General features: G+C 63.1%; 11 protein-coding genes and 1 pseudogene. 4 read left to right on the top strand and 8 right to left on the bottom strand.

The genetic code is table 11. The features are described from left to right. Positions 1-54: 54 nt before the first annotated feature. From K1X41_RS01790 to sufB, 5 genes are read right to left on the bottom strand one after another with little or no spacing between them, the layout of a single operon-like run. Complete coding sequence (locus K1X41_RS01790) at positions 55-405, bottom strand: metal-sulfur cluster assembly factor (protein WP_243642828.1); 351 nt, start codon at positions 403-405, stop codon at positions 55-57. A 16-nt stretch (positions 406-421) separates the two neighbouring features. Further along, positions 422-1,180, bottom strand: a complete 759-nt coding sequence (gene sufC / locus K1X41_RS01785) for a Fe-S cluster assembly ATPase SufC (protein ID WP_132203415.1) — start codon at positions 1,178-1,180, stop codon at positions 422-424. Continuing rightward, the gene (locus K1X41_RS01780; protein WP_132203413.1) at positions 1,177-1,509 is read right to left on the bottom strand and encodes a non-heme iron oxygenase ferredoxin subunit; all 333 of its coding nucleotides are present in this window, start codon (positions 1,507-1,509) and stop codon (positions 1,177-1,179) included. Before K1X41_RS01780 ends, sufC begins: the two co-directional genes overlap by 4 nt. After that, complete coding sequence (sufD, locus tag K1X41_RS01775) at positions 1,509-2,717, bottom strand: Fe-S cluster assembly protein SufD (protein ID WP_220175180.1); 1,209 nt, start codon at positions 2,715-2,717, stop codon at positions 1,509-1,511. The genes K1X41_RS01780 and sufD overlap by 1 nt, the downstream gene beginning before the upstream one ends. 2 nt (positions 2,718-2,719) lie before the next feature. Then, positions 2,720-4,138 carry a Fe-S cluster assembly protein SufB gene (gene sufB / locus K1X41_RS01770; protein ID WP_132203409.1) on the bottom strand — a complete coding sequence of 473 codons (1,419 nt, stop codon included), beginning with the start codon at positions 4,136-4,138 and terminating at the stop codon, positions 2,720-2,722. A 232-nt stretch (positions 4,139-4,370) separates the two neighbouring features. On the opposite strand from sufB, the gene K1X41_RS01765 reads away from it, so the two are divergent. Then, positions 4,371-5,303, top strand: a complete 933-nt coding sequence (locus K1X41_RS01765; RefSeq protein ID WP_220175179.1) for a COX15/CtaA family protein — start codon at positions 4,371-4,373, stop codon at positions 5,301-5,303. A 115-nt stretch (positions 5,304-5,418) separates the two neighbouring features. Here K1X41_RS01765 and K1X41_RS01760 read toward each other — a convergent pair whose 3' ends face one another. After that, positions 5,419-6,342, bottom strand: coding sequence for a heme o synthase (locus K1X41_RS01760; RefSeq protein ID WP_132203405.1), 924 nt, complete (start codon positions 6,340-6,342; stop codon positions 5,419-5,421). A gap of 44 nt (positions 6,343-6,386) precedes the next feature. On the opposite strand from K1X41_RS01760, the pseudogene tkt reads away from it, so the two are divergent. The 3 genes and pseudogenes from tkt (at position 6,387) to K1X41_RS01745 (ending at position 11,304) form a co-directional block, all read left to right on the top strand. Continuing rightward, positions 6,387-8,512 (top strand): annotated as a pseudogene (gene tkt / locus K1X41_RS01755) (transketolase). Between the two features lie 48 nt (positions 8,513-8,560). After that, positions 8,561-9,673, top strand: a complete 1,113-nt coding sequence (tal, locus tag K1X41_RS01750; RefSeq protein ID WP_133616684.1) for a transaldolase — start codon at positions 8,561-8,563, stop codon at positions 9,671-9,673. Beyond that, entirely contained in the window at positions 9,673-11,304 is a 1,632-nt protein-coding gene (locus tag K1X41_RS01745) for a glucose-6-phosphate isomerase (protein ID WP_220175178.1), read from the top strand. Before tal ends, K1X41_RS01745 begins: the two co-directional genes overlap by 1 nt. Positions 11,305-11,424: 120 nt before the next feature. On the opposite strand, the gene K1X41_RS01740 is transcribed toward K1X41_RS01745, so the two are convergent. Continuing rightward, positions 11,425-11,742: an RNA polymerase-binding protein RbpA gene (locus K1X41_RS01740; RefSeq protein WP_243642859.1), complete on the bottom strand. Its 318-nt coding sequence runs from the start codon at positions 11,740-11,742 to the stop codon at positions 11,425-11,427. Positions 11,743-11,828: 86 nt separating this feature from the next. Beyond that, positions 11,829-12,077, bottom strand: a complete 249-nt coding sequence (gene secG / locus K1X41_RS01735; protein ID WP_132203397.1) for a preprotein translocase subunit SecG — start codon at positions 12,075-12,077, stop codon at positions 11,829-11,831. Between the last annotated feature and the right edge of the window lie 79 nt (positions 12,078-12,156).

The following is a 12,156-nucleotide window of genomic DNA, read 5'->3' as shown; positions in this document are numbered from 1 at the left end:
GCTTCGGCCCGGGGCGAGAAATCGCGCCCCGGGCCGAATCGTGGTGTTGCTGGGTTAGATTGAGAAACCCAAAGCTCTCATCATATCCCGGCCATCATCGGTAATTCGCTCAGGCGTCCACGGCGGCATCCACACCCAGTTGATGCGGAAGGCAGTGACAAGACCATCAAGCGCCTCAGCGATGTCGTTCTCGATCACATCGGTGAGCGGGCAGCCCGCGCTCGTCAGCGTCATGCTGATCACGAGCGCGTCGTGCTCCTCGTCGAAGGCAAGATCGTAAATCAAGCCGAGATCGACGATGTTTACGCCGAGTTCCGGATCCGAGACGTTCTTGAGTGCCTCAAGCGACTGCTCACGGAAATCCGGGTCAATCGACTGCGGAATGGTGACTGCGTCCTCGCTCATAAGACCAGCCTACGCCCTAGGCCGTCTTGAGGAAACGGTCGTAGCCCTCTTCCTCAAGACGATTCGCGAGCTCGGGTCCGCCCTCTTCAGCGACGCGGCCGTCAACGAAGACATGCACGAAGTCGGGCTTGATGTAGCGCAGGATGCGCGTGTAGTGGGTGATCAGGAGTACACCGAGGCCGGTGTTCTCCTTGGCGCGGTTCACACCCTCCGACACAATCTTGAGCGCGTCGACGTCGAGGCCAGAATCGGTCTCATCGAGCACTGCAAACTTCGGACGCAGCAGCTCGAGCTGCAGGATCTCGTTGCGCTTCTTCTCGCCGCCCGAGAAACCCTCGTTGACGTTGCGCGCCGCGAAGGACTCGTCCATGCGGAGGTTCGCCATAGCTTCTTTAACGTCCTTCATCCAGGTGCGGATGGCGGGCGCTTCGCCGTCGATCGCGGTCTTCGCAGTGCGAAGGAAGTTGGCGTTGGTCACACCGGGGATCTCCACCGGGTACTGCATGGCGAGGAACAAGCCTGCCTGCGCACGCTCGTCCGGTCCCATCTCGGTGATGTCCTCACCGTCGAGCAGCAGCTGGCCGCTCGTGATCTCGTAGCGAGGGTGCCCGGCGACCGCATAGGCAAGGGTCGACTTGCCCGAGCCGTTGGGGCCCATGATCGCGTGTGTCTCGCCCTTGGGGATGCTGAGGTTCACGCCCTTGAGGATGGGCTTGGGCCCCTGCTCAGTCTCAACGCTGACGTGCAGGTCCTTGATTTCAAGCACAGAAGTCATACGGCAATCTCTTTCGTAACGTGGGGATCAATGTATACGACGCCGTCTTCGATTTCGACGACGTAAACGGGTACCGGTTCGTAGGCCGGAAGGTTGAGCGGCTTGCCGGTGCACAGCGAGAATGCGGAGCCGTGGGCCCAGCACTCCAGCGTGTCACCGTCAACGAAGCCCTCGGAGAGGCTGATTTCGCCGTGCGTGCAGGTGTCGCCAATAGCGTGGACGTTGCCCTCGCTGTCGAGCACAACTGCCATCGGTACATCGTCAAGGACGACACGTGTCGCCTGGTCTTGGACAAGATCGCTCAGATCGAGCGCCTTCATTCGAGACATTAGGCAAGCACGCTCTGCGACAGCTCAGCTTCAATCGCGGTCTGGAGACGCTCCTCGATCTGCTCGTTGCCGATGCGCTGGATGACCTCGAAGAGGAAGCCGCGCACGACAAGCTTGCGCGCCTCATCCTCAGAGATGCCGCGGCTCTGCAGATAGAAGATGTGCTCTTCGTCAAAGCGGCCAGTGGTGGAGGCGTGCCCCGCACCAGCAATGTCACCCGTTTCAATTTCGAGGTTTGGGATCGAGTCTGCACGTGTGCCCTCGGTGAGGGTCAGGTTGCGGTTCTCCTCGTAGCTGTCGGTACCAGCAGCGACCCGGCGGATGAGGACGTCGCCGATCCATACCGCGTGTGCACCCTCGCCCTGCAGCGCGCCCTTGTAGGCGACCCGGCTGCGCGTGTTGGGGGCGTTGTGGTCGATGTAGACCTGGTGCTCGAGGTGCTGGCCGGCGTCCGCGAAGTATGCGCCGTACGCCTCACCGTTTGCGCCCGGTCCATCAAGATGGATCGACGGGTTCACGCGCACGACTTTGCCGCCGAGGGAAACCACAATGTGCTGCAGATTGCCGTCGCGCGCGACGACGGCGTTGTGGCTCGCAACATGGATTGCGTTCTCGTCCCACTCCTGGATCGAGACCACCTTCAGGTTTGCACCCGCCCCAACGACGATCTCGACCGTCTCAGTGAGGTTCGCGGAGCCCGTGTTCTCGAGGATCACGACGGTGTCTGACTGCGGTGCCGCCTCAATGATCGTGTGCGCCGCCGTAGGCGTTTCGCTGAGCGAGGTGCGCTTGACAACAATCGTCTGACGCTCCTCGCTTGTGAGGAAGATTCGCTGTGCGGTAGCAATCTGGCCCCACGCGTTGGCAGCTGCCTGGTCTTCCGGCAGGCCACCACGCCCCACGAGTTCAGAGTCCATCGGAACCGAGGACACCTCGACTCCTGGAGCCTCGGAGATTTCGAGGGCCGAGGTACCATCGGTGAGATCGCCCGAGATGAGCGACTTGATTGTGGCAACTGGTGTGTACTTCCAGTTCACCTCGCGGCCAGTAACCTCGGGAAAATCGGCGATGCTCGCAGATTTCGGGCGATCAGAGCGAGTCTGTACCGGAACCAGGTTCGCCCAGTCGCCGTCACTGTGAGCCTTGAGGCCGTGCTGAGCGGTCTCCGCAGATTCCGCGCCGTGCTGTTCAGTCTGAAGCGTTGTCATCGTTAACCGACGGATCCTTCCATGCTCATCTCGATGAGCTTGTTCAGTTCAAGCGCGTACTCCATGGGGAGTTCGCGAGCGATCGGCTCGATGAAGCCGCGGACGATCATCGCCATCGACTCCTCTTCCGAGAGGCCACGGCTCATGAGATAGAACAGCTGCTCTTCGCTCACGCGGGTGACCGTCGCCTCGTGGGCAAGCGTCGCATCATCGGTGCGAATATCGATTGCCGGGTAGGTGTCTGAGCGCGAAATCGTGTCAACGAGGAGCGCGTCACACACCACTGAGTTGGCGGCGTGATGGGCGTTTGCCTCAACACGGACCTCGCCGCGATAGCCACTGCGGCCGCCGCCACGGGCGATCGACTTGGCGAGGATCGAGGACTTCGTGTGCGGCGCGAGGTGGATCATCTTCGCACCAGTGTCCTGGTGCTGACCGGGGCCTGCGAAGGCGACGGAGAGCGTCTCGCCCTTGGCGTGCTCGCCAGTCAGGTAGATCGACGGGTACTTCATCGTGACCTTGGAGCCGATGTTGCCATCGACCCACTCCATGGTGGCGCCCTCTTCAGCGATCGCACGCTTGGTGACGAGGTTGTACACGTTGTTCGACCAGTTCTGAATCGTCGTGTAGCGCACGCGAGCGTTCTTCTTCACGATGATCTCGACGACGGCCGAGTGGAGCGAATCCGACTTGTAGATCGGTGCGGTGCAGCCCTCGATGTAGTGGACGTAGCTGTCCTCGTCAGCGATGATGAGCGTTCGCTCGAACTGGCCCATGTTCTCGGTGTTAATCCGGAAGTAGGCCTGCAGCGGGATCTCGACGTGGACGCCCTTCGGGACGTAGACGAAGGAACCGCCGGACCAGACCGCCGTGTTGAGCGCGGCGAACTTGTTGTCGCCTGACGGGATGACGGTGCCGAAATACTGCTGGAAGATCTCGGGGTGCTCGCGAAGCGCGGTATCGGTGTCCAAGAAGAGCACGCCCTGCTCCTCCAGGTCCTCACGGATCTGGTGGTACACCACCTCTGACTCGTACTGTGCCGCAACGCCAGCAACGAGACGCTGACGCTCTGCCTCGGGAATCCCGAGCCGCTCGTACGTCTCCTTGATCTCCTCAGGAAGCTCTTCCCAGGTGGTCGCCTGCTTCTCAGTGGAGCGGACGAAGTACTTGATGTTGTCGAAGTCGATGTCCGACAGATCTGCACCCCAGGTGGGCATCGGTTTGCGGCCGAAGATCTGGAGCGCTTTCAGGCGCCGCTCGAGCATCCATTCGGGTTCGTTCTTGAGAGCGGAGATGTTGCGCACAACATCCTCACTCAGACCACGCTTGGCGGTCTCACCGGCTGTGTCGCTGTCGTGCCAGCCGAACTCATATTGGCCGAGGCCTTCAAGTTCGGGGCGGTCGATCAGTACCTCAGGCATGATCATTCCCTCTTCCTCTTCTTCGCAACCGAGAACCAATCGCCGATACGTACTCTCGGAGGGTTCCCTGCGGTGGTGCAGTAGTCTGGGCGTCGGGCGCACCCGGCCGCTGATGAAACGTCAGACGATCAGGTTGCCTCACTAAACCACAGCTTCCGAGTCTACAGGTTTTCGCTCCGAATCGGGCGAGACCGGAGTGTTTCACCGGGAGCTCGCATGATTGGAGTCCCCTGTGCCCGGCACAATTCCCGCGACCGTCTCCGAGAAGGCCCGAACGAGGCTCCCCCGGTTCTTACCGTTTGCGGCGTGGGCTTCGTTCGTTCTCAATGTGCTCATCATCGCCACTGGCGGGGCCGTGCGGCTCACCGGCTCTGGTCTCGGCTGTTCCGAGTGGCCGCTCTGCACGCCCGGCTCGCTGGTCCCTACTCAGGAGACGAGCTATCACGCGCTGATTGAGTTTGGCAACCGCACGATCTCGGGGCCGCTGCTGTTGGCCGCGATCGCCGTTGTGGTGCTCGTGTGGCGTCGCCGGCGCGAGCGCCGGGACCTGTTCGTGATCTCCCTGCTCGTGCTGGCGCTCGTGCTCATTCAAGCGTTCGTGGGTGGCGTCATTGTGTGGGAGGAACTCGCGGCAGCACTGGTGGGATTCCACTACACAGTGTCGCTGATCATCGTGTGTATTACTGCAGCCTTCCTCGTGCGCATGTATGAACCCGCCGGCGCCCGGGTGCGTGCAGTGCCCAAGGGTTTCGCCATACTGACGCACGTGTCAACGCTCGCGATGGCTATCGTTATCATCCTTGGCGTCATCACCACGGCGAATGGGCCGCACTCCGGGGACGAGAGCGTCGTCCGGGCCGGAATCGATGCAACGCTGCTCAGCCACCTGCACGCGTGGCCCGGATACATCACGCTTGCGCTCGTGCTCGCCCTGCTGAGTTGGGCCGCTGTCGGCAAATTGCGTCCGCTGCGCTGGGTGATCGCGCTACTCGCTGTGCTCGTCGTCCAGATCATTGTGGGGATCTATCAGGCGCGCCACGGGCTCCCGCCAGTGCTCGTCGGCGTGCACATGGTGCTTGCTTCATTGACCGCAGCAACAATGACCGTGACCGTGCTCCGGCTGAAGCGCCCCGCTGCCGCAGGGGAAGCCCCCTCAGGCGCCTAGGCGCAAAGCGCGTTGAATGCCAGAGCCCTTCCGCAGATCGCACTGATCCGCGGAAGGGCTCTGGCATTTCCGGGGTCGGGCCGAGGCATGCTTGTGCGCACCCCGGCGCCGAAGATTAGAACGGCAGCAGCGGATCGATGGCGATCGCGAGGGACAGCACGGACAGGTACGTGATCGAGCCGTGGAACACCTGCATCGGCTTGCCCTCGGCGCCTCGGATTGCGCTGCCGTAGAGCCGGTGCGCCTGGAGAATAAAGTAGCCGCCTGAGAGTACCGCGACGACGGTGTAGAGCCAGCCGATCCCAGCGGCGGGGATCAAGAGCAGGCTTGATACGACGGTGGCCCACGCGTACAAGATGACTTGCAGGCCGACGGTCGCGCGGCCGCGCACGACGCCGAGCATCGGCACGCCGGCCGCAGCGTAGTCGTCGCGATAGCGCATCGACAAAGGCCAGTAGTGAGCTGGAGTCCACAGGAAAATGACCAGGAAGAACACCCAGGCGGGCCAGTCGAGGCTGCCAGTGACGGCAGCCCATCCGATGAGGACGGGGAAACACCCGGCGATCCCGCCCCAAATGATGTTCTGCTCGCTGTGGCGCTTCAGCACCAGTGTGTAGATCACGACATAGAAGAAAATCGCCGCGGCCGACAATGCGGCAGCGAGCCAATTCGTCGTGACTGCGAGCCATCCGACCGAGAGCACGCCGAGCACCCAGGAAAAAATCAGCGCATTGCGATCGGAGATTTCTCCGGTCACAAGCGGCCGGTTCGAGGTCCGCTTCATCTTGCGATCCATATCGCGATCGATGTAGCAGTTGAACGCCCCTGCCGAGCCCGCGCTCATCGCGCCGCCCAGGAGTGTGGCGAGAACGAGCCACACACTCGGAAAGCCGCCCTGCGCGAGAATCATGGCAGGCACGGTGACCACCAGCAGCAATTCCATGACGCGCGGCTTGGTCAGCGCAACGTAACTTTTGATCGTGCGTCCGAACGAACGGCTGCTTCGGTCATTCTTGGTCGAAAGTTGGCTCGATGTCACCTGGTCATGGTACCCCGTCTGACTAAGATTGAACCGGGGTCGCCATGCGGTGTTCCCTTCTCTTCCCTTTCGAAAGGTCAGTCTTGGGAAACGAACTGCAGTGGAACGAGCTCGATGATCTCGCGGTGAATACCGCTCGAGTGCTAGCGGCGGATGCCGTCGAGAAGGTCGGTAACGGCCACCCGGGAACGGCGATTAGCCTTGCCCCCGTCTCGTATCTGTTGCACCAGAAGGTGATGCGCCACGATCCCGCGGATTCCGCGTGGGTCGGCCGCGACCGTTTCATCCTCTCCGTCGGCCATTCCTCCCTGACGCAGTACGTCCAGCTCTACCTGGGCGGATACGGCCTCGAACTCGAGGATCTGAAAGCACTGCGCACCTGGGGCTCGAAGACCCCGGGTCACCCGGAATTCGGGCACACAGATGGCGTTGAGATTACGACAGGACCGCTGGGCCAGGGACTCGCCTCCGCGGTCGGTTTTGCCTACGCTGCCCGCTACGAACGCGGCCTCTTCGATCCGGCAGCGGCGCCGGGAACGAGCCCGTTTGACCATTTCATCTACGTTGTCGCGGGCGACGGGGATCTGCAGGAGGGGGTCACGAGTGAGGCCTCCTCGCTCGCGGGGCACCAGGAGCTGGGCAACCTGATCGCGATCTACGACTCCAATCAGATTTCGATTGAAGATGACACGGACATTTCATTCTCCGAGGACGTGGCGAAGCGCTACGAGTCCTACGGATGGCAGGTACTCCAGGTCGACTGGAAGAAGACCGGTCACTACGTCGAAGACGTCGCTGAGCTGAACCGGGCCATCGCGGAGGCACAGGCTGAGTCAACAAAGCCGAGTCTCATCATTCTCAAGACCATCATCGGATGGCCCTCCCCCGGGAAGCAGAACACCGGCGGGATCCACGGCGCCAAGCTCGGCGCTGAAGAACTCGCCGGCTTGAAAGAGGCGCTTGGCTTCGACCCTGCTGAGCACTTCGCCGTTGCCCCCGAGGTGATCGCGCACACACGTGAGGCCGTCACACGAGGCGCCGAGACGCGTGCGGCCTGGCAGGAAAGCTTCGACGCCTGGGCTGCCGCCAACCCGGAGCGTAAGGAACTGTTCGACCGCCTGGAGGCGCGCGAGCTTCCCGCAGGCGCACTCGAGGCGCTCCCCACCTTTGAACCTGGCGCGAGTGTGGCAACTCGCTCTGCGAGCGGCAAGGTGCTTGCGGCACTCGGCCCGATCATGCCGGAACTCTGGGGCGGCTCCGCCGACCTCGCAGGATCGAACAACACGACAATCCCCGGTGTGCCCTCGTTCGTACCCGCCGGCCACTCGACTTCGAGCTGGTCCGGAGACCAGTATGGTCGCGTGCTGCACTTCGGGATTCGTGAGCACGCCATGGGAGCGATCCTGAATGGCATCCAGTTGCACGGGAAGACGCGCAGCTACGGCGGCACGTTCCTCATCTTCAGCGATTACATGCGACCGGCGGTGCGTCTCGCGGCGCTCATGAATGTGCCGAGTGTCTTTGTGTGGACGCACGACTCGGTCGCACTCGGTGAGGACGGGCCCACGCACCAGCCGATTGAGCAGCTTGCCACGCTCCGCGCGATCCCGAACCTCGCGGTGGTGCGCCCCGCCGACGCGAACGAAGTTTCCATTGCCTGGCACGAGATTCTGACCCGCACCGCGGCCCCGCGGGGCTTGCCCTGACCCGCCAGAACGTGCCGGTGCTCCCCCGCGGCGGCGATTTCGCCTCAGCCGAGCAGGCTGCCGAGGGCGTGCGCCGTGGCGCATACGTGCTTGCAGACTCGCCCACCGATTCCGTTGACGTGCTGCTGATCGCCACGGGTTCTGAGGTGCAGCTTGCCGTTGCGGCGCGCGAGCAGCTGGCGGCCGAGGGCGTTGGCGCACGCGTGGTCTCCGCTCCCTGCCTCGAATGGTTTGCCGAGCAGACCGCTGAGTACCGCGAGAGCGTGCTGCCCACCGCGGTGACCGCGCGCGTGAGCGTCGAAGCCGGTCTCAGTCTCGGCTGGGATCGTATCGTCGGCGATCGCGGACGCTCCGTGTCGATCGAGCACTTTGGCGCTTCAGCTGACTTCGAGACGCTGTTCCGCGAGTTCGGTGTCACCACAGACGCCGTCATCGCTGCTGCGCGCGAGTCACTCGCGGCGTAGCTCACGAGACACGCCGTCCCCCACTTCTAGGCAGAGGAGCCATTCCCTATGACCACCACCCCCACCGCCGAGCTCAGCCGTGCCGGCGTGAGTATCTGGCTCGACGACCTCTCGCGGAATCGCATTGAAAGCGGTGAACTCGCCGAGTTGCAGGCGAGCCATGACGTCGTCGGGGTCACCACGAATCCGACGATCTTCGCCGGTGCTATCGGCGGTGGGATCGGCTACGGAGAGCGAATCGCCGCTTGCGCGGCACGCGGGCTCGATACCGCGGCAACGATCGTCGAACTCACGACAGCCGATGTAGCGGACGCCTGCGATCTCTTCGCGAACGTGTATGCGGAGTCGGGTGGGCGTGACGGGCGGGTTTCAATCGAGGTTGAACCCGGTCTTGCACGAGACACTGCCGGAACGATCGCACAAGCGATTGACCTCTGGAAGCGTGTGAATCGCCCCAACGCGATGATCAAGATTCCAGCCACTGTTGAGGGGCTCGAAGCGATTACTGCGGTGATTGCCGCAGGTATCAGTGTGAATGTGACGCTCATCTTCAGCCTCGAGCGATACCGCCAGGTCATCAATGCATATTTGACTGGGCTCGAGCAGGCACGCGCCGCCGGGATCGATATTTCTCAAATCCACTCGGTTGCCTCGTTCTTCGTTTCTCGCGTTGATACTGAAATTGATGCGCGCCTCACCGCGGTCGGTACTCCAGAAGCTGCGGCACTCACCGGCCAGGCAGGCGTCGCGAACGCTCGTCTCGCCTACGAGGTCTACACGCAGGCGTTCGGAAGCGAGCGGGCTCGCCATCTGCGCGAATTGGGCGCGAACCCGCAGCGTCCGCTCTGGGCCTCGACGGGTGTGAAGAACCCGGCGCTTCCCGACACGCTGTACGTCTCCGAGCTGATCGCTGCAGACGTGGTGAACACAATGCCCGAGGCCACGCTGCGCGCGTTTGCCGATCACGGCGTGGTTCGCGGCGATACGATTTCGTCGGAGTTCCTCGAGTCGAATCAGGTCCTCAACCAGATCGACGGCCAGGGCATCGACTATGTCGAGGTGACGACACAGCTGGAGCGTGAAGGCCTCGAGAAGTTCGACGCGTCCTGGGCCGAGCTCTGTGAGACCGTTGCGCAGGCCCTCGAGGGAGCGCGCGCGTAGTGTCGATCACCCTCAGCTTCGGCGCCGATTCAGGCCCGGATACCGCACAGGTCGACGCCATCATGGCTCGTCTTGTCGACACTCGGGTTGCGAGCCGACTCTTCGCTCGCGATGCGACCCTGTGGGGGCCCGACGCCAACGTTGAAGAGCGGCTGGGGTGGACGGATTTCGAGGCCAACGCACTGACCGCGATTGTGGGCGCCGAACACATTCGCGCGGAACTGCACGCGGCGGGTGTCGACCGGGTCATGCTGTGCGGGATGGGCGGATCGAGCCTCGCACCAGAGGTCATTGCCCGCTGGGCAAATGTCCCACTCACCGTGATTGATTCGACCCACCCGAGCTTTCTGACAGCCGCTCTGAGCGGAGATCTCTCACGCACACTGGTGGTCGTCAGTTCGAAGTCTGGCAGCACGATCGAGACGCTGAGCCACCGTGCGGCATTTGCTGCGGCGTTTACGGCGGCTGGCATTGATCCTGCGGCTCGAATCATCGTCGTGACGGATCCCGGATCGCAGCTCGAAGCAGATGCCAGGTCTGCTGGGCAGCGTGTCTGCTTTGCCGATCCCGACGTTGGGGGACGGTTTTCTGCGCTGACTGCATTTGGTCTGGTCCCGACTGCGCTCGCCGGCGCCGATGTGCGCGAGCTCCTCGCGGACGCCTGTGGGGTCCGCACCCTGTTGGCGTCGGACACGGCGGACAATCCTGCGCTGCGTCTCGCAGCGGTGATCGCTGCGGGGCTGCCCGACCGCTACGTGCTTGGTATTGCGGAGGCGCCGGGAACCGATTGGGGACTGGGATCCTGGATCGAGCAGCTTGTCGCGGAATCGACCGGCAAAGCTGGCCATGGTGTGCTCCCCATCGCGCTGCAAGACTCGGCCCCCGAGTTTGTGGCGCACCCCGCGAACCTCATGCGGGTTCGGCTGGGAACCAGCGCGGCTGTTGCCGCTGCACCCGGGCCGAGCGAACTCACGGTGAGCGGCGCGCTTGGCGCACAGTTCCTCCTGTGGGAGACGGCTACGGCTGTCCTGGGTCATCTCCTCGGAATTGACCCCTTTGATCAACCAGACGTTGAATCCGCCAAGATTGCCGCGCGGGCCGTGCTCTCACAAGACTCCGAGCCGGTGTCAGAGACCGGTGCTCCGATCCTGTATGACGCACCTGCCCAGCTTCTCGCTGCTCCCTCGGGGGTGGCGCCTGAGACCACCGTTGAGCTGATGACCTCGCTCCGCGACGTGGTCCCACGCAACGGGTACCTCGCGATCCAGGCCTACTTGGATCCGAGCGGTCCATACGCTGCAGAGCTCGAAGTGTTCCGCGATGCGCTTGCGCGAGCGCTTGGGGTCCCGGTCGCCCTCGGGTGGGGGCCGCGCTACCTGCACTCCGTGGGCCAGCTCCACAAGGGCGGGCCGGCGCTGGGGGCGTTCTTGCAACTCTGCGACTCTTCAGCTCCCAAGCTTGAGATTCCTGGCTCGGAGTCTGGCTTCGGCACTCTCATTGCGGCTCAGTCGCGCGGCGACCGGGATGTGCTGACCTCCCGCGGTCGGCCGGTTTTTGCGCTCAGGACCGGCGCCCCTGGTGTGCTGATTGCCGCACTGACAGCGGCCGCCCGCTCGATCTCACCCTCCTGACGCGGGAGTTCCCGGATTCGTTGGGACCATTCCTGACGCAGGCTGTCAGTGCGATAGCGCAAGCAAAACGCCCCTGGACCGACTGAGTGTCGGGGCCAGGGGCGGATTTCCTTGCGAAGGCTACGCGGATGCGCGCGCAGTGCCGCGACGCTTCCGCAGCTTCTGCAGCGCTGCCTCGAGGAGCTCGTCGGCTTCCTCGGGGGTGCGTCGCTCCTTCACATACGCGAGGTGCGTCTTGTAGGGCTCATTCTTCGGGAGCAGGGGCGGGTTCTCCTTGTCCCGTCCGGCCGGAAGGCCGGAAGTCGGTGAATCGATCTGCTCAGGGATCTCATCTTCGGCAACGTCAGCCGCGAAGTAGCGGATGGTCTCATTGCCATGAGCGTCCCAGTACGAAATCTGGGTGCGGTCTGCGCGAGCGCCGTGATCCTTCTCCCCCATGGGGCCGGATCCAACACGGGCGCCCCGAATGGCGTTACTGCCTGCCACGGATTACCTTTCTAAAGCAGTTGACGAGTGCGGAGTGCTTAGACGACCGAGAACCGGGCGATGAGGCCCAGGCCGACGATCGAGACGCCCCACACAATCGACACAACCACGGTGATGCGATTGAGGTTACGCTCTGCCACGCCTGACGAGCCGAGGCTCGACGTGACACCGCCGCCGAACATGTCGGAGAGACCACCGCCACGTCCCTTGTGCAAGAGGATGAACAGGGTAAGCAGCAGACTCGTGATCACGAGAATGACGACCAGAGCGATCTTGAGAATAAGCACGCAGATCACCTTTCCGGGGTTGAGGGCGTGATGCGCCAGCGTCCAGTATAGCGGCGCAAAAGCGAAACAGGGTTGCGGC

Origin of the sequence: Leucobacter luti, from assembly GCF_019464495.1 — a bacterium.
GTDB lineage: Bacteria > Actinomycetota > Actinomycetes > Actinomycetales > Microbacteriaceae > Leucobacter > Leucobacter luti_A.
This window is presented reverse-complemented; position numbering and strand designations above follow the sequence as displayed.